23 protein-coding genes and 3 pseudogenes are annotated in these 21,073 nt (G+C 41.2%); 24 read left to right on the forward strand and 2 right to left on the reverse strand.

Annotated features, from left to right (window positions below; translation table 11 throughout):
* Positions 1 to 4 precede the first annotated feature (4 nt).
* Positions 5 to 340 (forward strand): hypothetical protein, encoded by a 336-nt coding sequence (locus tag R2J37_RS07170; protein WP_316266874.1) that lies wholly within the window; start codon positions 5 to 7, stop codon positions 338 to 340.
* Between the two features lie 11 nt (positions 341 to 351).
* Here the strand turns inward: R2J37_RS07170 and R2J37_RS07175 are convergent.
* Positions 352 to 711 (reverse strand): annotated as a pseudogene (locus R2J37_RS07175) (IS110 family transposase); the annotation flags it as partial.
* A 555-nt stretch (positions 712 to 1,266) separates the two neighbouring features.
* Between R2J37_RS07175 and R2J37_RS07180 the strand changes: the two are divergent.
* The 23 genes and pseudogenes from R2J37_RS07180 (at position 1,267) to R2J37_RS07290 (ending at position 19,499) form a co-directional block, all read left to right on the forward strand.
* Complete coding sequence (locus R2J37_RS07180) at positions 1,267 to 1,686, forward strand: DUF4418 family protein (RefSeq protein WP_119209656.1); 420 nt, start codon at positions 1,267 to 1,269, stop codon at positions 1,684 to 1,686.
* A 37-nt stretch (positions 1,687 to 1,723) separates the two neighbouring features.
* Complete coding sequence (locus R2J37_RS07185) at positions 1,724 to 2,941, forward strand: ABC transporter permease (protein WP_316266876.1); 1,218 nt, start codon at positions 1,724 to 1,726, stop codon at positions 2,939 to 2,941.
* Between the two features lies 1 nt (position 2,942).
* Entirely contained in the window at positions 2,943 to 3,608 is a 666-nt protein-coding gene (locus tag R2J37_RS07190; RefSeq protein ID WP_119196293.1) for an ABC transporter ATP-binding protein, read from the forward strand.
* A gap of 128 nt (positions 3,609 to 3,736) precedes the next feature.
* Positions 3,737 to 4,459: a TVP38/TMEM64 family protein gene (locus R2J37_RS07195; protein WP_119196292.1), complete on the forward strand. Its 723-nt coding sequence runs from the start codon at positions 3,737 to 3,739 to the stop codon at positions 4,457 to 4,459.
* Between the two features lie 25 nt (positions 4,460 to 4,484).
* Positions 4,485 to 5,156 (forward strand): YdjY domain-containing protein, encoded by a 672-nt coding sequence (locus R2J37_RS07200; protein ID WP_316266880.1) that lies wholly within the window; start codon positions 4,485 to 4,487, stop codon positions 5,154 to 5,156.
* A 2-nt stretch (positions 5,157 to 5,158) separates the two neighbouring features.
* A complete protein-coding gene (locus tag R2J37_RS07205; RefSeq protein WP_316266881.1) occupies positions 5,159 to 5,554 on the forward strand; it encodes a hypothetical protein in 396 nt (131 codons plus the stop codon).
* 97 nt (positions 5,555 to 5,651) lie between these two features.
* On the forward strand, positions 5,652 to 6,344 hold the full coding sequence (locus tag R2J37_RS07210) for a TVP38/TMEM64 family protein (RefSeq protein WP_316266882.1): 693 nt from the start codon (positions 5,652 to 5,654) through the stop codon (positions 6,342 to 6,344).
* 5 nt (positions 6,345 to 6,349) lie between these two features.
* Complete coding sequence (locus R2J37_RS07215) at positions 6,350 to 7,327, forward strand: (Fe-S)-binding protein (protein WP_316266884.1); 978 nt, start codon at positions 6,350 to 6,352, stop codon at positions 7,325 to 7,327.
* Positions 7,328 to 7,354: 27 nt separating this feature from the next.
* Positions 7,355 to 8,239 (forward strand): DegV family protein, encoded by an 885-nt coding sequence (locus tag R2J37_RS07220; protein ID WP_316266886.1) that lies wholly within the window; start codon positions 7,355 to 7,357, stop codon positions 8,237 to 8,239.
* Between the two features lie 12 nt (positions 8,240 to 8,251).
* Positions 8,252 to 9,502: an ABC transporter substrate-binding protein gene (locus tag R2J37_RS07225; protein ID WP_316266887.1), complete on the forward strand. Its 1,251-nt coding sequence runs from the start codon at positions 8,252 to 8,254 to the stop codon at positions 9,500 to 9,502.
* 1 nt (position 9,503) lies between these two features.
* Positions 9,504 to 10,370, forward strand: a complete 867-nt coding sequence (locus R2J37_RS07230; RefSeq protein WP_316266889.1) for an ABC transporter permease — start codon at positions 9,504 to 9,506, stop codon at positions 10,368 to 10,370.
* A 6-nt stretch (positions 10,371 to 10,376) separates the two neighbouring features.
* Positions 10,377 to 11,189, forward strand: coding sequence for an ABC transporter permease (locus R2J37_RS07235; protein WP_316267007.1), 813 nt, complete (start codon positions 10,377 to 10,379; stop codon positions 11,187 to 11,189).
* A gap of 11 nt (positions 11,190 to 11,200) precedes the next feature.
* Positions 11,201 to 12,004 (forward strand): annotated as a pseudogene (locus R2J37_RS07240) (ABC transporter ATP-binding protein); the annotation flags it as partial.
* Positions 12,005 to 12,032: 28 nt separating this feature from the next.
* Positions 12,033 to 12,902 carry a nucleoside hydrolase gene (locus R2J37_RS07245; RefSeq protein WP_316267009.1) on the forward strand — a complete coding sequence of 290 codons (870 nt, stop codon included), beginning with the start codon at positions 12,033 to 12,035 and terminating at the stop codon, positions 12,900 to 12,902.
* Positions 12,898 to 13,100: pseudogene (locus tag R2J37_RS15195) on the forward strand (CCA tRNA nucleotidyltransferase); the annotation flags it as partial. The gene R2J37_RS07245 and the pseudogene R2J37_RS15195, both read left to right, overlap by 5 nt.
* Positions 13,101 to 13,186: 86 nt before the next feature.
* Entirely contained in the window at positions 13,187 to 13,342 is a 156-nt protein-coding gene (locus R2J37_RS07255; RefSeq protein WP_316266891.1) for a hypothetical protein, read from the forward strand.
* Positions 13,343 to 13,372: 30 nt separating this feature from the next.
* Positions 13,373 to 13,705, forward strand: coding sequence for a transposase (locus R2J37_RS07260; RefSeq protein WP_230106671.1), 333 nt, complete (start codon positions 13,373 to 13,375; stop codon positions 13,703 to 13,705).
* Positions 13,702 to 14,610: an IS3 family transposase gene (locus R2J37_RS07265; protein WP_316266894.1), complete on the forward strand. Its 909-nt coding sequence runs from the start codon at positions 13,702 to 13,704 to the stop codon at positions 14,608 to 14,610. The genes R2J37_RS07260 and R2J37_RS07265 overlap by 4 nt, the downstream gene beginning before the upstream one ends.
* A gap of 36 nt (positions 14,611 to 14,646) precedes the next feature.
* Entirely contained in the window at positions 14,647 to 14,985 is a 339-nt protein-coding gene (locus R2J37_RS07270; protein ID WP_316266896.1) for a hypothetical protein, read from the forward strand.
* A gap of 17 nt (positions 14,986 to 15,002) precedes the next feature.
* The gene (locus R2J37_RS07275) at positions 15,003 to 15,461 is read left to right on the forward strand and encodes a hypothetical protein (RefSeq protein WP_316266898.1); all 459 of its coding nucleotides are present in this window, start codon (positions 15,003 to 15,005) and stop codon (positions 15,459 to 15,461) included.
* Positions 15,462 to 15,700: 239 nt separating this feature from the next.
* Positions 15,701 to 17,638, forward strand: coding sequence for a bile acid Fe-S flavoenzyme BaiCD (gene baiCD, locus R2J37_RS07280; RefSeq protein ID WP_316266900.1), 1,938 nt, complete (start codon positions 15,701 to 15,703; stop codon positions 17,636 to 17,638).
* Positions 17,639 to 17,733: 95 nt separating this feature from the next.
* The gene (locus tag R2J37_RS07285; RefSeq protein ID WP_230106424.1) at positions 17,734 to 18,288 is read left to right on the forward strand and encodes a nuclear transport factor 2 family protein; all 555 of its coding nucleotides are present in this window, start codon (positions 17,734 to 17,736) and stop codon (positions 18,286 to 18,288) included.
* 116 nt (positions 18,289 to 18,404) lie between these two features.
* On the forward strand, positions 18,405 to 19,499 hold the full coding sequence (locus R2J37_RS07290) for an acyltransferase family protein (protein WP_316266903.1): 1,095 nt from the start codon (positions 18,405 to 18,407) through the stop codon (positions 19,497 to 19,499).
* 23 nt (positions 19,500 to 19,522) lie between these two features.
* Here the strand turns inward: R2J37_RS07290 and R2J37_RS07295 are convergent, their stop codons facing one another.
* Positions 19,523 to 21,049, reverse strand: a complete 1,527-nt coding sequence (locus tag R2J37_RS07295; protein ID WP_316266904.1) for a glucosyltransferase domain-containing protein — start codon at positions 21,047 to 21,049, stop codon at positions 19,523 to 19,525.
* Positions 21,050 to 21,073: the final 24 nt, after the last annotated feature.

Raw genomic sequence — 21,073 nt, forward strand, 5'->3', positions numbered from 1 at the left:
AATTATGTTCAACCTTGAAGAAAGAAAAGAAGGAATTTCAAAGAAGGAGCTGGAAGAGACAGCGCTCCGGTTCCGGATTGGTGATGAGGTATATATACCTGCAGCATTGATTGAAGATTATGACAGAGAAAATAAAGAAGCGACCGAAGCGGTAGTGCAGCAGATATGTAGGCACCATATTGTGTTTAAATTAAAGAAAACTGGAGTTATGCGCTCTTTCGTCCTTCCTGATTGTATGAATATAACAGTAACCAAGCCATCTGATTTTACGGTTTCTGGCATAGATAGAAAAATGAATGATACACTATCTTCTATGGACAAGAAAGAGGAAGAGCATTAAGCCCTCCCCCTCACATAGCTCCCCGGAACCAGACCTAATCGAAATAAATCCCCAATCCATTTGGAATCTTTTGTATCATCCTTATTACCTTTGATAGCTTTCACCCATTTAGGATTAGCAATAGTGACATTCATTTCGTCCTCCAAAAGGTTAAAGACAGGAACCCAGTATTTACCGGTAGATTCCATACAGACATCATGGCAATCGTTTTCCAGCAGCCATTCTTTGAATTGCAGAATAGAATGGTTAAAAGTGGAGAACCGCTTCTTCTGATAGGAAGGCTGAACTCCGGAAGAGGTTTTAATGATTGTGGCAACGAGAAAAGATTTGTGAACATCGACGCCACAACAGGTTTGATAAACAACTTTCATAGTCAAAAAACTCCTTTCAAGTTTGATAAAGAAGCCATTGACTGTTCCATCACACAATTAACAGAGAAGTTAAAACAATTCTTACTGTGCGGTCTTATAGAGCCACTTATTTGTGCTTGAAAGATGAAACTTACACTGATTACCATGCTGTCTAAAACAGAAGAAAGTCTTTACGACTCACCTCCCCGTGCTTTGTAGTATAGCTTCTTTAACCATTATTTTATCAGCAACGTGGAGGATTGGAAGACTTTCATTACTATTTGTGCCGCCAACTTGGCGGCGGAATGGAGATTACTATGAAAAGGGGAAATAATACAGGCATCAATTCGACATTTCTAAACTATTTCGAAGATCCAATAGTATCCGTTTCGATGGCATTGTTGATTGTGGACTATGAATAAATAACATTCAATTAAAAATGAAATAAGTGGTTCGGTATATTAAAATAATCTATAAATCAAACTGCTTTCCGTGCTGGCATTATGAAGTACAGTATGATATGCTTTTATCTGTGTTTATAGAAAAATATATGAGTGATGAAAGGAAGAATTTTGTATGAACAAAAGAAAAATTAGCGGAATCATTATATTAATTGCAGCTATTTTTATGATTGGGGCAGTGAAAGTCTGGGCACCGGTTTGTCAGAAATCCTTGGAACTTGCCAATGGTGGCGAAACCCATATGAAGTGTTTTTATTATGGAACGACCATGATGTATATCGGGGTACTTCTTTTGGCGGAGGCTATTGTTATGTTTTTTGTGAAGAATACAAGAGCAGTCGGTATTATCGCAGTTGTTACAGGTCTTTTGATGATTGCACTGACAAGTGGAAATATAGGAATCGGTGTTTGCCCAAATCCGGAGATGATGTGTAATTCCACCGCATTGTGGGGAAGAATAGGTGCAGTCGTGGCAATGTTTGGCGGTATCGTTGCAATTATTGGAGAAGGTACCAACATTCCGCAGGTAAAATAGTGGAATGTTATTTTTATATTGGACTGGTGGTAAAGAAATGGGTAAGGAAAAAAGAATCAATTGTTTTTCAATTGCGGTTAGAAATTTGAATGCACAGATGTACCGAAGTCTGTTTATGATGTTTTTTGTGCTTCTCATGTCAGCAACATTCTTTTTCAGTAATGTATTAGTAGAGAATATGAGACTTGGAATCAAAAATACAACGGAGAGAATGGGAGCAGATATTATAGTGATTCCGAATAAGGGAACGGAAGATATCAGAGAATCATTATTTTCCGGAACACCTTGTTCTGTGGCAATCTCAAAAGACTGGGTGGAAAGGCTTGGAAAAATCGAGGGTGTAAAAAGACTGTCACCGCAGCTTTATGTTGCTACGCAGGCAGCATCCTGCTGTGATGCAGCAGTTCAGCTTATCGCATTTGATCCAAAGACAGATTTTGTCGTGAGTCCATGGCTGAGTGAAAAGCAGGAACTGAATCTCGAAGTGGGAGAAGTTGTGGTCGGCTATAATGTTGCGGCTAAAATTGGTCAAAATATAAAATTTTATAATACGGAATTTAAGGTGGCAGCAAAGCTTGATAAGTCAGGAATGGGATATGATAATTCTGTTTTCATGACTTTCGATACAATATATAAACTGGCAAATTCCGATATTGTATCTGAGAATCTGGATAAAGAGAATCTGAAAAATATCGCATCCATGATTATGATCGAGGTAGAGGACGGCGTGTCAGTAGGTTCTTTCGGCGTGGATCTTCAAGAGGCATATCCGGAAGAAGAGGAAATCTATGCATGTACAGCAAGTGATTTGATGAGCGGAATGGCAAAGGAAGTGGAAAAATTGTCGGGATACGGCAATTTATTGATTGTATTGCTTGTTGTATCTACGGCTCTTGCCTTAATCAGTATTTTTATGCTTACAATCAATGAAAGAAAATATGAGTTTGGTATTTTGTATGTTCTGGGAGCTAAGAGACGACAAGTGTTCCAAATTATTATATCGGAAGCAATGATTATTAGTTTGGTCGGAGGATTTATCGGGTTAATTGTGGCGTATTTCGGAATGGCTGTTTTTGGTGATGTAATTCGTAAAAAACTGGAGATTCAATATATGAGTATGAAATTGGAGCAGGTAGGAATGACGGCTCTAATCTGTATGGGAATTTCATTCTTGACAGGAATACTTGCTGCTGTTAGTTCTGTATATAGAATCAGTAAAGAAGAACCGTACCGGCTGATAAGGGAGAAAGAGTAAGATGATAAAAACAAAAGGTTTGACAAAAAAATTTAGCAGAAACGAAAAAGAGTTTTACACATTGAAAGATGTGAGTCTACATGTAGGAAAAGGTGAATTTGTCGGTATCGCAGGACATTCAGGAAGCGGAAAAACAACCTTTTTCAATATGATTGCAGGTCTGACAAAACCTACTTCCGGTAAAATCTACATAAACGACAAGGAAATTACAGCAATGTCTGAAAATGAACTGGCGGAATGCAGAAATAAGGAAGTTGGTTATATTTTGCAAGGTAGCAGTCTTCTTAATAATTTTACGGTATTGGATAATGTCTGCATGCCGGCGTATTTAGCTTCTTCTTATGAAAAGAAGAGAGAGCATGCAAGAAAGCTGCTGAAGGAAATGGGAATTGAGCATTTGGAAAATGAATTTCCAGAGTTTTTGTCAGGCGGAGAGCGAAAGAGAGTTTCCATTGCCCGCGCCATGCTGAATGAACCATTAGTTATTCTTGCCGATGAACCGACCAGCAATCTGGATATGGAGAATTCTAAAAAAGTCATGGAGTTATTAAAACAGATCAGCGAACAGGGAACGACTGTGTTGGTAAGTACACATGAATTGGAATGGTTAAAATATACGGATTATGCCATGGAGATGGAGGATGGTGTCTTAAAACACTATAGATAATATCTATAAATATAGAAGTATATATTTGTGGAATCGATTGGACATGAAAAATCTACTTAAGTATAATAGAAATGGTGAGTCATATACAGAAATCACTCTAATACTAAACTACAGGAAAGGAGAAAACAGTGGAAGAAAAGGATTTAACGAAAAAAAGAAGTAGACGAATTCAACAGATTGTTGTAATTGCCCTTTTTGCAGTGGCTATTTTATCATACTTTTTTGTCCCAGGTGTCAGAAAGATGGTAGGTACTATTACGAAGATGTTTGCTACGGGTGATTTTACGGTTGTCAAAGAGTTTGTTGCTTCTTACGGAGCCTACGCAGCAGCAGTTTCTTTCATGTTAATGATTGCACAGTCAATAGCAGCGCCGTTGCCAGCCTTCTTGATTACATTTGCGAATGCAAATCTTTTTGGCTGGTGGAAGGGTGCAATTCTTTCATGGAGCAGCGCTATGGCTGGAGCGGCAGTATGTTTCTGCATCGCAAGAATTCTCGGACGTGATGTGTGCGAGAGACTTACAAGCAAGGCAGGACTCAAGCAGATTGATGAGTTCTTTGAGAAACATGGAAGAATGAGTATTCTGATTGCAAGACTGCTTCCGTTTATGTCATTTGACATTGTGAGTTATGCAGCGGGTCTTACGTCCATGTCATTTTGGAGCTTTTTTGTAGCGACTGGTATTGGACAGCTTCCGGCAACTATCATTTATTCTTATGTTGGAGGAATGCTCACAGGTGGAGCAAAACTATTTGTGACAGGTTTACTTTTATTATTCTCAATTTCAGCATTGGTTGTTTTGTTCAGACAGCTTTATGTAGAAAGACAGAAGAAAAAAGCCAAAAAGTAAAAACAGTAAAGATAGGAGAAAAAATATGAAATTAAGAAAAATGGCAGCAATTTTTGCCGCAGCAGCAATGGTATTTTCTTTGGCAGCATGTGGCGCTAAAGATACAACTTCTGATGACGGAACAAAAAAAGATACAGAAGCAGAAACTATGATTGTAGATAAAGAAAATAAAGAAATCACAATGCTTTGCGAAGTAAACGGAACATATTTTACAGAGCCTACAAGACACGGTATTGTATATGCAGAAGGTTCTAACGGAGAGAAAGCTGTACTTCGCGGACTTGCTGATGAGAAAGAGTTTTATCAGGCACTTCTTGATATCGGTGCAACTGCAGGTGACAACCTGACAGATGAGGATATGAAAGCGGGTCCAGATAATGGTAAAGCTGTAGAAGGTGACAAATTAAATGTATTTGTAAAATGGGAAGGACAGGATGAGATTCCATTTGCTGATATCATTAAGTGTTCTGAGGGAGAATATGAGATGGACATCCGTTTCGGCGGCAACATTGAGAGTGCAAAGAAGTATAATACAGGTTGTGTACTTTGCCTTGACAGCTGTGCAACGGGTATCACAAGTGATGCAACATGGCCGACAGGAACAACTCAGAATGAAGTTGCAAAATTCTATGGTGATGATTCCGTATTGCCGGAAGATGGAACACAGGTAACAGCAATCTTCCGTTTAGCTGAGTAGTAATGAGTTACATAAAAAGTATTTATACAGGTTTTTTGTGGGCATTGACAATTGCTACTCTCTGCTTTAAAAATGAGTGGCTTCAAATGCGTGTAAATACAGGATTGATTTTTGGCGGACTTTTGTTGGTTCTTTCAATTGTGCTAATTTTACTTTCCCAAAAGAAAAAAATAACACTGAATTGGATAACGACGTTAGGAAGCCTTATAATCTGTACGGTAATCGGTCTTGCCGTTTACGGTTTTAGCAGAATGAAAGTAGTGCCTGCAGCATTGGTACGAGAAGGAATTAATCAGACAAGAATTCCATTTGCAACTATCAATAAGGTGTTGTTAATAGTGACTTTTGGAGGAGCTATTATAATTTTGGCAACAGAGCTAATGAATAGAAAGAAATAAAATATAACAAAAATGCCTTGAAGGAATTACAGTTGTTCGTGATTATTCAAGGCGTTTTTATATAGAAAAGACATGGTGTAATAGGAGACAAGATAAAATGCAAAAGAAAAAGAACTGGATTAAAATCATAATATTTGTATGTATTGTGACGGGGATTTTAATGTTAAATCATCATTATGGCTGGTCTTCTTACCTTGGAGATATGAGCAATCTTATGTTCCTAAAAACCATGGTAGAAGAAAATATTGTGGCTGCATTAGCTTTATATATTATAATTACAATTGTCGGATGTGTCGTACTTGCCCTTCCGGGCGTTACTTTTGCAGTAATAGCGGGAATGTTATTTGGCCCGATATGGGGGATTTTTGCTTGCCTTCTAGCAACAACAGTAGGTGCAATGCTGGCATTTCTCGTAGGAAAGTTCTTTTTGAAAGATGCAGTTAAGCCAATGCTTGAAAAGAATAAATTAATGAAAAAGCTGCTGTTTTCAGATGATAGGAAAAGCGATATTATTATACTTATAATAACCAGAATGGTTCCAATATTTCCTTATAATCTGCAAAATTTTGCCTATGGGATTACGGATATCGGGTTTTGGAAATATTCGATTTTAACCTTTGTATTTATGTTTCCGGGGGTGTCCTTTTTCACAATTGGAGCGGCAGGACTTACTGCGGGAGAAGATAAATGGAAATACTTTTTAATTGCCGGTGTATTGGCGGTTGCGGTAACGGTAGCCGGACTGTTGATAAAGAAGAAATTTCTTGGAAATGAGATAGACGCGGAGTAGAAAAAATGAGTGAAATAAATGTAGAAAATTGTATCCATTGCGGTCTTTGCACGAGAAATTGTTCCTTTTTGAAAAAATATGATTTGGATCTTCAGAAGTTTTCAGAGCATCCAGAACTGGCATATTCTTGTTTTATGTGCAGAAAATGTTCACAAGTTTGTCCTAAAAAAATCAGCGGAGAAAAGATTGCGCTTGCAATGCGCAAAGAACAGGTGCAAAATGGAGAAGGTGCAAAAAAGGATTTGGCATATAGAGGGCTTTTATGGGAAAAGAACAGATATAAGTTTGCCAATTATAAAAAGAGCAAAAAGAAGTCTGTTTTTATGCCTGGCTGCAATTTTTCTTCCTTTTTTCCAAAGACAACGAAACGTCTGGAGGAAATTATGAAGAAGCACGATATAGGAATTCTGTATGAGTGCTGTGGAAAGCCTGTTTATGAATTGGGATTGATATCGGATGCAGAAAATAGTTTGCAACGTATAGAAGAACGATTGAGGAAAAATGGAGTGGAAGAGCTTATTCTTCTTTGCCCGAATTGTTATCATTTTATGAAAGACAAAATCAGGATTCCGATTGTTACTATTTATGATAAACTGAAAGAATTGGGCGAAGGAAATGTGGTGAAAAAGGATGTGATTCCTATGTATTATCCGTGCCCAGACAGAAAAGACAAGATTCTTTTTGAAGATATGCGGTACTTTTTGAAAGGGAAAATTGAATCACCGTTTCAAAATGTACAGTGTTGCGGGCTCGGTGGGTGCGCGGCGGCAAAAGAACCGGAACTATCCAAAGGAATGCCAAAGCAAGTGATTGAAGGAGATACAAAAATTCTTTATACATATTGCGCTTCTTGTGTATGTAATTTTAGAAGAAAAGGATTTGAAGAGGCGTATCATGTACTTCCCCTCATATTGGGAGTGGATGAAAAAGTACCTCTTGGCATGCAGCCATTTTTTAACCGGGCAAAACACTTGGTGATATAAATCTGCGAAAAGTACGTGGGAGAGAATATGGCATTAAAAATTATTACGGATTCAGCCTCTGATTTACCAAAAGCAGTAACAGAAGCGTTAGAGATAGAAGTGATTGCGACACCTGTGCTTATAAATGGAAGTGATTATTTTGACGGCGAGACCATACAGGCAAAAAAAATTTATGAAATTTTGCGTGACGGAAAAGAAACGGTATCCACTTACCATATCAATACATATATGTTCATAAAGCATTTTGAGCCATATGCAAAGCGAGGAGACCAGTTGATTTACATTTGTTTTTCTACGGGAATTGCAGGAACATACAATGCGGCAAATCAAGCAAAAGAGGATTTGATGGAGATATATCCGGATTTTGATTTGACAATTATTGATTCGAAATGTGCGTCTTTGGGCTTTGGACTTGTTGTAATGTATGCAGGTTGGATGCTCCGGGCAGGGGCTCAAAAAGAGGAGATTATAGAAGCTATAAAATATCATTGTGAACATATGAGACATGTGTTTACTGTAGATACACTTGAATATTTGTTGAAGAGTGGACGAATCGGTAAGACTTCTGCCATAGCCGGAGAGATTTTGAATATTCGCCCTATCATTACTGTGGATGACAATGGAAGTTTGAAAGCGGAAGAGAAAGTGCGAGGAAGAACAAAATCTATCCGTAGACTAATTGATTATGTGGGAGAGCATGGTGTAGAGCTTTCTAAACAAACGGTTGGAATTGTTCATGGTGATGACGAGGAGACGGTGAATAAAATAAAAGAAATGCTAAGAGAAAAATATGGGGTAACCCTTACGATAGATAATTATGTAGGGTGTGCGATAGGTGCTCATACTGGTCCCGGAATAGTGGGGATTGTTTTTTTGGATGCGCATTCACCGTATATTACAAAAGAAACCTAGGAGGAAAGAAAGATGAAGAAACTATTATCTTTACTGTTTGTTGCAATATTGGTATTTCCCCTTGCAGCATGTGGCGGTAATAAAGAGAAAGCTGACACAACAAAGGAAGACAAGAAAGAAATCAGCGTAGAGGAAATGTCCTTTGATGAGCTCAAAGAAGCGGCAAAAGGTTCCACGGTTACTTTCTATGGATGGGGCGGAGATGAGGTATTGAATGAGTGGCTAGACAATACCTTTGCTCCGATTATGAAAGAAAAATATGATATCACTATGGAACGTGTTCCGATGGATATTGATCAGGTATTAAGCCAGCTTTCGGGAGAGATTCAGGGCGGTGAGGAAGACGGAAGTATTGATATGATCTGGATTAACGGTGAGAATTTCCGTTCTGCAAAGGAAAATAACATGCTTTTCGGACCGTTTACAGAGAAACTTCCGAATTTTAATGACTATGTTGATGCGACGAATGAAGACGTAACACTTGACTTTGCTTATCCGATTGAAGGATATGAAGCTCCGTACGGGAAAGCGCAGTTTGTAATGATGGCTGACACGGACAAGACACCGGAGCTTCCTGCAAGTGCAGAAGAATTCAAGGCATTTGCAGAAAAATATCCGGGGAAAGTAACTTATCCTGCACTTCCGGACTTCACAGGCAGTGCATTTGTAAGAAATATAATATATGAACTGTGTGGATATGAGCAGTTCCTTACAATGGAAGCAGACAAAGAAGTGATCAGAGAGGCAGTTGCACCTGCCATGGAATATTTGAGGAACTTAAATCCATATCTCTGGAACGAAGGAAAGACATTTCCAGACTCTTCTACAACACTTGACAATATGTTTGCCGATGGGGAAGTTTTATTATATATGACATATGGCGCTTATGATGCAGCGGTTAAGATTGCAGACGGAGCTTATCCGGAGACCGTACAGTCCTTCCAGTTTGATAAGGGAACGATCGGGAACACGAACTTTATGGCAATTGCAGGGAACTCGGGAAACAAAGCCGGAGCAATGGTAGCAATCAATGAAATGCTTTCACCGGAAATTCAGGCCAGCCGTTATGACAGTATGAAAGTGCTTCCTGTTCTTGATAACACAAAACTTTCTGATGAGCAGAAAGCAGCATTTGATGCGGTTGATCTTGGAAAAGGAACTATTCCGCAGGATGAACTTTTAGCAAAACGACTTCCGGAGATGCCGGCAGAACTTGTGCCGATCATTGAGGAAATCTGGGCAGAAGAAGTAGTAGGAAAATAACATGAAAAAAACGGTACCATATTTATTACTGGTTCCACAGACTATCCTTGCCGTATTATTTTTAATAGGGCTCATAACCGGAATTATCCAAAGTCTAGGGGTGATTCCGGCTTTTGGCTTAGAGGAACCGACGTTATCTTATTATAAAGAAGTGCTGCAGAGGCCGGATATGCTGGAATCTGTGGCGTTCAGTATTAAGACGGCATTCATATCGGCGGCTTTTGCCACTTTGATGGGGGTGTTCTTAGGCGGACTTTGCGTCATGAGGAAACGCGCAGAGGGAGGATTCATGCGTGTGGTGCAACTTCCGATCATTGTGCCTCATGTAGTGGCGGCGCTTTTTATGGTCAATATCTTTTCCAGGAATGGGATTTTGGCGAGGGTATGCTATATGCTGGGAATGATTAACGATCAACAGCAGTTTCCAATGCTGATTTATGATGCAAATGGTGTTGGAATCATTATGGCCTATCTTTGGAAGGAGATACCGTTTATCATTTACTTTGTGATTGCATTGATGGCGAATATTAATGGGAACTTTGGAGAAGCCGCGATTAATTTAGGTGCGGGGAAGTGGACTGCGTTTTGCAGAATAACCCTTCCACTGTGCAAAAATACTATTATAAGCGGTTTCCTGATCATATTTGTATTTGCGCTTGGAGCATATGAACTCCCGTTGATCTTAGGGGCGACAACGCCAAAAGCCTTGCCGATCCTGGCTTACCAGCAGTATATTCACCCGGATTTGCGGAATCGGCCTTACGCGATGGCTTTAAATGGGATCATTATGATCATTTCATTGATTAGTGCGTTGATTTATTTTATAATGACGCAGAAAAATATGAAAGAACTGACGGATAAAAAATAGATTATGATGAAGAAAAAGAACTCATGGATTGAAAATCTGATATTGGCCTTATTAGCATTGGTGATTTTGCTGCCGATACTCACACTCTTGATATGGACATTTACGGAACGCTGGGCATGGCCTGATTTGATCCCTCAGGTATTTTCTGCGAGAGCTTTGCGGGAAATACTGCGCCAGAAGGAGAGTCTTACAAAGATATTTGTGTCGAGTATTTTGATTTCTACGGTGGTGGCGGTACTTTCGGCGACCATCGGGCTTATGACGGCCAGGGCATTGGTGTTCTACGATTTTGCAGGTAAGAAGACTATATCATTTTTGACGATATTGCCATTTATGGTACCAGTGACAGTGTTTGCTATGGGAGTGCAGGTCGTATTTATTAAGATGAGGCTTAACAATACCATCACAGGTGTGATCATTGCCCATCTCATTTGTTCCCTGCCTTATGCAGTAAGGCTTTTGACGGATGGGACACAGGCTGTTGGCATGAGACTGGAGGAACAGGCAAGAGTCCTTGGAGCTTCGGCGTTTACGGCATTTTTTAGGATATCTCTTCCGATGCTTGTACCGGTGATATTATCAGCGGTGAGTATGTCATATATCGTTTCATTCAGTCAGTATTTCCTGACACTCATGATCGGAGGGGGAAATGTAAGAACATTTACCATTATTATGGTGCCGTATCTGCAGAGCGGTAATCGGAATATTGCCTGTATTTATAGTGCGATCTTCCTTGGTATTACGCTGGCAGTGTTTGGTATATTCGATGAGATTGCAAAACATTTTACAAAAAACAATGGCGGCGATTACTACAGTTAGCGGAGGAGAAGATGAGCTTAACGATAGAGAATCTGAAAGTAACATTACAAAAAAAGGAAATACTTCATGGGATAAACCTGGATGCGAAAGAGGGAGAATTTATATCCCTTCTGGGAGCATCCGGATGCGGAAAGACTACGCTTTTAAAAAGTATCGCGGGACTTCTGGATGTACAAGACGGAAATATCAGAATCCGTAAAGAATCTGTGCTCGGAGTTGCTCCGGAGAAAAGGGGAACGATTATCGTGTTTCAGGATCTGAGATTGTTTCCACATATGACGGTGGAGAAAAATATTACGTTTCCGATGGAATTGAAGAGAGTACCCAAAGAGGAACAGCGGGCTAATGTAAAGAAACTTTTGGAGGCGGTGCAGTTATCCGGTTTTGAAAAGCGGAAGATGCGGGAAATGTCCGGCGGTCAGATGCAGCGGGTGGCTCTTGCGAGGGCACTGGCGGCGAATCCGAAGGTACTTCTTCTTGATGAACCGTTTTCCGGGCTGGATGAAAAACTCAGAGAGGAGATGGGACGCCTTGTGAAAGAACTGCATGAGCTGTGGAAGATTACCACGATCCTTGTAACTCACGATATTCGTGAGGCGCTTCAGATGTCAGACCGTATCGCTGTGATGAGCGAAGGAAATGTTTTGCAGTATGATACTCCGAAGAATATAATGGAGCATCCCGCAAATCAGACTGTGGCGGATTATTTTGGGAAAATGAACTATGTGGAAGGAGTTGTAAAAGACGGAAAGTTCGTAAGCGGACTTTTTGAGGCAGAGGTGGATTTGCCAGACGGCGAATATAAAGCCGGAATCACATGGTTTAAGAAAGGAAGAAAATAATATGAAGCATATCGTATTTGACTGTGACTGTACGTTTGGCGTGAATAAATGTGACGTAGACGACGGACTTGCCCTTATGTATCTTTTGGGATGTGAAGAGGCAGAGGTTCTCGGAGTGACGGCGACTTATGGAAACAGTACTCTGCCTGTAGTCTGGGAAGCATTAAACCGATTGCTTGCCGATCTCGGAAAGAAAGATATTACTGTGAAAAAAGGCGGGGAAGCAAGGGAATATTATAAGAGTGAGGCGGCAGATTTTCTGGTGGATATGGCAAATAAAAATCCGGGAGAACTATCTGTCCTGGCAACCGGGTCTCTTACGAACCTTTATGGAGCTTACGAAAAGGACAGCGCCTTTTTCGATAAGGTAAAAGAGATCGTGCTTATGGGTGGAATTACCAGCCCGTTGATTTTTGAAAAAAAGGTCATGAATGAACTTAATTTTTCTTGTGATCCTAAAGCCGCATGGACAGTACTAACTAAAGGAAAAAACGTGTCCGTTATTACGGGGAATAATTGTTTGAAAGTGCTTTTTACAAAGGAAGAGTATAAAAAACGTTTATTTACCATGGAAAATCCGGCGGCAGTCTATATCCGGGAGAAGACGGATTATTGGTTTGGTTATAACGAAGAAGATTATGGTATCGGCGGATTTTATAATTGGGATGTGACGGCGGCAGTGTATCTGATGCATCCGGAACTTTTTAAAGACGTAAAGGATGTGTTTGAGATCACGGAGACGGATCTTCAGACTGGCTTTTTGAGAAAAGAACATTCCGGAAACTGTGTGCTGAATCTTCCCGAAATTGATGAAGAAGAGTCGTTTAAAAATAATATCTATGACACATGGATGGAGGTTAGGATGCTATGAAGAAATATTGGCGAAGGAGCAAAGTGTTTCGCTGAAATCACTTGCGGTGACAGGAAGTGATTTGATTGTCATGGGATGAAGCCGGGAAAAGAGATTGGAGAGACGCTTAACAAGCTTTTAGAAATGGTGATTGAAGAGCCGGAGCTGAATGCCAAAGAGCGATTGACGTGGAAGATTATATATGTCTTGAATAAATAGAAGAAATTATTAAATAGATCTATTGGACGGGCAAAATGCCTGCCATTATAATGGCTTTGGTATAAATATATTTGGAGGAATGAAAGATGAAGAAGAAACTTTTAAGCGTTGTTCTCTGTGGCGTAATGGCAGCCGCATTACTTGCCGGATGTGGAAAAAAGATCGGCAAAGACAGAGCTGCGAACAATAAAAACTGGTGTGGTATAAAAAAAGTTGACAGCTTATTCTCAAGGATTCCATAATAAAACCAAGAGAATAAGGAGGTATTCAAAGTGGCACGTAAATATGACCATGAATACAAAGTACAGGCAGTAAAACTTGCCAAAGAAATCGGTGGCGCTAAGGCTGCTAAAGAATTAGGAATCCCTGAAGGAACTATCCATACTTGGCTGAAAGCTGTAAGGGCCGGTAAGTTAGATATCGGGGAAGGCTCCCATACCCCTGCTAGTGCAATGAGCCTGTCAGAAGAGATTGCTATGCTGCGTAAGCGGGTAAAGGAGCAGGATAAAGAAATTCGCCGCTTGAAGGAAGAAAACGAATTTCTGGAGGAAGCCAGCGCTTTTTTCGCCGCCAGCCGTCGGAAGTCAGCAAAAACCAGAGAATGATATTTCTGGCTTTGAAAACAGAGGACGGCAGGATTACCGGGAAAATCTCATTTTATTGCCGGATGCTTGGTGTCAGCCGGCAAGGTTTCTATAAATATCTTGCGAATAAAGACCGTCCTTGGAAGTACCAGGATTTGGCAGATGCCATGAAAGAAATCATCAACGAGGACGAATGTAACGATACTTACGGACGGATCCGGATGTATCAGACACTGTTGCTGAAACAGCCGGAGGGAGTGCATATCCCAAGTGAGCGGACTGTATACCGGGTTATGGATCAAATCGGTCTGAGTCATCGGCCAAAAAGAAAACCGAATGGACTCACAAAGGCAGACCGGGAAGCCATGAAATCGGATGATCTGCTGAAGCGGGATTTCCATTCCGATGTCCCATTAGAAAAGTGCATTACAGATATCACAGAGATCCCGGCATCCAATGGAAAACTGTATGTATCTGCGATTTTCGACTGCTTTGATCTTAGCGTCCTCGGTCTGGCAATGGAAACAAACATGAAAGCAGATTTGTGTATCCAAACACTGGAAAACGCCCTGACTGCTTATCCCACGCTGGAAGGCGCTGTTATCCACAGCGACCGTGGGGCACAGTATACCAGCGAAGCCTATCGTCAAGCTATCCAGAAATATCATATCCACCAAAGCATGAACAGCGCGGGAGGGCGCTGCCATGATAATGCACGCTGTGAGAGTATGTGGGCCAGAATGAAGACAGAGCTCCTTTATGACCGTTATGATACAAAGCAGATGACTGTAGAGGAATTAAAGGTACTCATTTGGAGATACTTCCTCAGCTACTGGAATAACCGGAGGATCTGCTCTGACAATGGAGGGGTTCCTCCTGTGATAAAACGCAGGCAGTATTATGAGACTTTGGAGCTGGCGGCATAGTCAGTGATATCCTTGAGAAAAATGTGTCAACTAATCTTGACAATATCATATTGTATGCAGGAAGCCATCTACCAGCTTGGAGAAAAAGGATATACTAACCCAACGGATGAATTGATTGCTAAAACAACAGAAGGCTTGTTCGAAAGTGAGCGGTTTGCAAGTGGAAATGAAGCGGATGAGATTGTAGAAGATGTATTATCCAGATGGGAATTGAACCTTTCTGACCTGCTTCATGAAGATGAATATCTGGCAGAATACGCCACCACAGGTTCTTATAGCACCTACCATTGTATCATGGAAAAAGGTAGCACACATATTGCCTTATCCAAAAGGCAAAAAAGGATATTCTCTTTTGTTATATATTATATTTTATAGGAATTTAGGAGAAGAAAATGAAAAATCGGGTAATGTCTGTTTTGGCAACACTGTTATTTCTATTATGTCTTGGATATGGAGCATATCAGGAAAAAGGATTAAATGTGCTTGAGGAGGAAATTATTTCAGTTGAAGTACAAAGGAGATCTCCTTACCTGTCAGAAAGCGAGGTTGACAGCGAGGATTTAATGAAACAATTATCACGGGAAATCAAAGCTACAGATTTTATTGAGCAGGATGAAAGAAAAGCAGAGGTTAAAGATAAATCAGGGCAGCCTGATATCGTATTTCATATTTATGGAGAAGAAAGAAGTATACTATATACGTTAGAAATAACAAATAATTTTGAACAAGTAACAATGAACATAAACCAGAAAAACTATTTCTATGATAACGAAAAATTAGACCGTATATTCAGAGAAATTTTTTCAGAAGCACAGGAAAAAAGAGAAAGGGAAGAAATCATTCCTCTATAGATAAGATTAAAAGACTTCGTGCAGGTGGTTTGTATATGACGCAGCTGCCTTTGTCTGAAATGTGATAGTAAAACAGGAAAAATTGTACCCGGATCGGTAAGAAAAAGCATCACTCCCATACAGTTAAATAGTAGTGAGGCAAAGGGATTTTGGCTCTATTGTCTGAAAAAAATCAAGTATGATAAAGAAAAGACAATAATATCACGAAAGTATGGAAGATATACAGAAGGAGGAAGAAAATGTTTGAACGATTGTTTTCCCCTATCCGTATCCGGGATATGGAGTTGGAAAATCGGGTAGTGATGACAGGAATGGGGACCCGGATGGTCGGAGGAGATGGAAGAGAAGTAACTGACCGCTTGATCAGATATCATGTAGAACGTGCCCGTGGCGGTGTGGGACTGAATACGGTGGAAGTCTGTTCTGTAGATGCGGCAAGTGCGCCGAAAGGATTCCTTGCCTTGAGCGATGACAAGTATATTCCGGGGATGAAGAAACTGGCAGATGCAGTGCATGAGGCGGGAGGAAAGATCTGCCCGCAGCTGTGGCAGGGGTCACTGGCTGTGGGAAGCGATCCGGATGCTGAAATTTTAGTTGCCTCAAAAATGAGGCTTTCACGGAAAGTAAGCATAAAAGGAATGAGTAAAGAACGGATCCATTCCATTGTGAAAGCTTATGGCGAAGCTGCCAGAAGAGCTGCACAGGCAGGAATGGACGCTGTAGAATTTCATGCAGCGCACACCTACCTGCCCCATGTTTTTCTGTCAGGAGGCATAAATCACCGGACAGATGAATACGGAGGCAGCTTTGAAAACAGATGCAGATTTCCTTTGGAATGTATCCGGGCTATTCGTCAGAATATTCCGGAAGGGATGCCTCTTTTCATGAGGATTGTCTGCCATGACGATTATCTGGAAAATGGTCTGACAGAGGGGGAAGTTATTGAATTTTGTAAGCTGGCAGGCCGGGAGGGAGTGGATGTTCTGAACATTTCCAGAGGTAATTTCCTGACCCGTGCCCAGATTTATGAAATTCCTCCGATTGATCTTCCTAAAGGAATAAATGTAGGGCCGGCTTCCCGTATTCGAAAGGAGACAGGAATGTTGACAATGCCGTCCGGACGTATCAATACGCCGGGGTTTGCTGAAGAAATCCTGGAGGAGGACAAAGCCGACCTGATCGCCATGTCCCGCGCACAGCTGGCAGATCCTTACTTCTGTAAAAAAGCAAAGGAAGGCAAGCTGGCTCAGATTAATTATTGTGTGGGATGCGACCAAGGGTGTTATGATTATTTTATCAACCCGGAGAAAGATCATATCAGCTGTATGAGAAATCCGGCGGTAGGAGAGGAAGAAGAACTGAAAGTTCAGGCTGCCGAAAAACCGAAACGTGTCATGATTGCAGGCGGTGGAATTGCCGGACTGGAAATTGCGGATATCCTTCATCAAAGAGGACACAAACCTGCTATTTATGAAAAAACCGGAACCCTGGGAGGTCAGTTTGTGCTTGCGGGGACCGCGCCGAGGAAGGATGACTTTGGCATGGCCGGAAGAATGGCCGCCCAGAAAGCGATGGAGTCAGGAATTGATATTTTCCTGAATACCGAAGTGACTGCAGAAGTTATTGAGAAGGAAAAGCCGGATGTCGTCGTTGTTGCAGTTGGTTCAGTGCCTTTTGTTCCACCGATAGCAGGTATTGATCAGGCAAATGTTATGAGTTCTAAAGAGGTACTCTCGGGAACCAAAGTTCCCATGAGCGGAAATGTTGTAGTGATCGGCGGAGGTCTGGTAGGATTGGAAGTCTCAGAGCATCTGGAGCGCCGGGGCTGTCATGTGACAGTAGTTGAAATGCGCGAGGGTATTGGGATCGATCTGGGACATATGAGGAAAACAGCGGTACAGATCCAGCTGGAACAAGGACATATTCACCAGATTGTAAATGCAGCATGTAAGGAAATTCGGGAAAAAAGTGTTGTGCTGGAAGTAAAGGGAGAAACGATGGAAGTTCCGGCGGACTATGTGGTGATTGCTACTGGTTCCCGGGCAAAAGACAGTACAGATCTCCAGGAATGCTGTGAAAGGCTGGGAATACCGGTATATGTGATCGGCGACGCAAAACGGGCAAGAAAGGCTCTGGATACGATTTATGAAGCCTATCTTGCCGCATTGGAAATATAAAAATCGGGGAACGAAAATCGCCAACAGGTTCTTTGGGATCTGCTGGCGATTTCGTAAAAAAAGAATGATCGGAAAGGCAAAGAAGGGAGAAGAAAATGAAAGTAATTAAGCAGGATATGACAATTAAAAAAATGGTAGTAGAAGTTATGAAACATGCCAGAAGCCAGAGTTATACGCCGCAGCAGCTCTGTGAGAGGCAGAAGATCATAGATGCCCAGTTCTTTTATTATTGGGCTATGGATATGAAAAAAGAGGAATATATCTGTGATCTGTTTACAGAAGACTTCACCTACCGGTGCTATGTGGAAAATAAAACAGCTCCAAAGGATCAGGCAATGAGATCCAAGTATGTCAATCGGAATATGATGACAATGCATATGAGCCATAATCCGTTGATCTGGCTTATAAGCGATACAGAGGCAAGGGGAATTTTCCTTTATGAGGATAACAATACCTACCGGGAAAGCAAACAGACCGCTGAAGGATTTTCGGTATACTGTGATGATTTCCGCAAGTGTGAAGACGGTATCTGGCGGATCAGTACAATGCGGATCGGATATCGGAAAATGGAAGGAGAACTGGAGGATTACGATGTTCCTGAAGGCTGGACACCGAAATCCTGGGAAGAATGGCGCTGTGGACAGGAGTAACGGAGTTATTTGTAAAAGAAAGTGCATTGACGCAAGTGGAAAATTGAAATAGAATGTGAGGGAAGGAATTAGAGATTTATTGTAAAGCAGCTGTTTTGATCAGCTGAGGGGGAATTATGAAAAAAGAAAATAGTGGAATAGAGCGTGAGAAAGTTCTTGCGCAGTTTTATTCTTCTCGTTTTGATTCAATACAGATATTGCGCGGCATTGCCGCGCTGTTTGTGGTGGCGGAACATATTCGCTTTCTGCATTGCGGCGCATTTGGAGTGGATATTTTCTTTTGCATTAGCGGTTTGATCATTCTATTCACAACCTATACCCATACAGAGCATTTTCTTGCCAGAAGATGGGTCAGAATTTTTCCGCTGTATGCGTTGATGACAATGGCTGTATTTACTATGACCCAAATTGCATCATCGGCTTTTGCGGAGACCCAGGCAACAGAGATAAGTCTGATTAAAAGTTTATGTTTTATTCCCTTTGATGTCGGAGCAGGCGTGATCCAACCGCTGGTCCGTGTCGGCTGGACATTAAATTGCGAAATGTTTTTCTATCTGATTTTTTGGATTTCTTTTCATATTTCCTACAGATATCGGGCGTGGATCTGTTCGGGGTTTCTTGTTCTGATCGTTTCTTCAGGACAGTTGATCATGCAGAATGGCACAGTACCGTCCTGGCTCCTTGCCCCTCTTCAGCTTTACGGCAATCCGATCATGTTGGAATTTGTCCTGGGAATGATTGCCTGTGAGATTGTCCGGCAATGTTACCTGCTTGTTCATTTGCACCCACTGAAGCGTCCCAAGATATTTGCGGCAGTCTGTCTTGGCGGGGCTATTATAGTTCTGTGTATTCTGGCAACCACCAGCAAAGTGTCTGTTGTTTCAGGATTGCAGCGCTTTTTCTTCTGGGGGATTCTGTCAGCAGGTGTTGTGATACTGTTTTTACTGGCAGGTCTGTTTTTGAAATTCCCGCGCTGGATGACCAGACTGGGTGATATCAGCTTTTCCTTATATTTACTGCACTACTATCCGATCCAGTTTTTCGACCGCTTTGTTTTTGATTTTTCTGTTCTGACAGTGCGATCGGCAGTGGGAGCTGTTATCGTGGTGGCAGGTACGCTGGTCCTTTCCTATCTGACATGGCTTTGGATTGAAAAGAGACTGGGACGTATTTTGAATGCATGGATATGCAGGAAAAAGGTTTGGGCATAAGGCCATGCCAGATGACGGAGATACTATTGTGCCTGGTTAGTGATATACCATTCTTCTACAGGTTGGGATAGATAGACGACAATGACATCATCCAGTTCTTTTATACTTCCTTCCTGTGGCCAGACAGTCATGGAAGCAGATTCGACGAGGGCTTTTTGAAGCTGTGTGCTGTCAGCTGCTCTGACATTATAACCTCTGGTCTGGATAAAGTCCGTCATACGAAGATTATTCCCTTCGTCCCAGGCAAACATAGAACCGCCTAAAACACCTAATTCTTTTGTGGGCTGCGGTTCCTGGGCTACCATGCCGATAAAAGCGAGCGGTTTTTCGCGGTAGTCGATGCCCTTTTCTTCTATATCATACATGATTTCTTCGGCGATGGAGCAGTCTTTCTCATATACAATACTGCTGTAATAGTAAAATAAATTCATATCGCGCGCATTTATAAAAAGCAGATAGCCCGAAGCTGCCATGGCGGCATATAAAAGTGCTTTTTTGTTTATTTCCCTCAGAATAAGGTATAGCTGCACAGCGCCAACCAGAGGAAGAGCAAGCATCATTCTTCCCTGGGTTTTATATGTGGCGATAGCAAGATAAAGACTGAAAGGAGCGAAGCATAAGGCTACGCTAAAGAAAAATATGCCGGCCTTTTTTCTTATACCGTTGCACTTGAAAAATTTCCATATTGCATAAATTACGAAAGCAATCGTCACCCATCTAAGGGCTGTGCCTCCGTTGACATATACGTCAAGAACAGGAATAGCAAAAGATACACGTCCAACGTTTGCCATAGCCAGGGCAAAGGCTTTGAGAGGCTCACCGCTTGTCCAGCCGATGTAATTGTCAGTGAGGTATCCCTGTGTTCCAATGGCTTTCCCGATTATGAAATTGATCAGATAGTAGGATGCAATTGCAATAAGGCATAAGACGGCAGAGATAATGATGTCATATTTTATTCTGTCGCGATGACCTGAAAGGAAACACAAAAGGCAAAATGCTGCAACTGCCGATATATATACACAGATAAAGGCCTGATATGTTCCAAAGCTATAGAGCAAAAGTCCCAGAACAATGAGCGCTGTTTTCCAGTTCTTCTTTTCCAGATACTTTAGCGTATAATAGAAAGCGGCTGCCACAGTAACAGATGCCAGACCGATCTGCAGGCTGTACATAGAAAAAGAAAAAACATCGCCCAGAACAAAGGTCAAAGAAGAGTAATAGGAGAGAAAAATAAATAAAATCCATTGTTTTATCTCTGTTTTGGCAAAAAGGCAATAAGCAAAAATAATGCCTGATAAATTCCAAAAAAGAATGCCTGAAATATCCCATAAGAACGGAGCATAATTTCCCCCCTCTGTAAATATCAGATCAAACAGCCAGATAATAAATCTTCCCTGATAAAGCCACATCGTTTCGTCGCGTGCCGATAAGATCCAGGATTCTTCATCAATCGTGATGGTAAAATGGGTCAGCATAAATCCAAAACACAGAAGACTGAACAATACGGACAAAAATATGCTGGTTTTGTATTTTTTAACAAATTCTATCATTTTAGTTTCTTTTCCCCCTGAAAA

Origin of the sequence: Claveliimonas bilis, from assembly GCF_030296775.1 — a bacterium.
Classification (GTDB): domain Bacteria; phylum Bacillota; class Clostridia; order Lachnospirales; family Lachnospiraceae; genus Claveliimonas; species Claveliimonas bilis.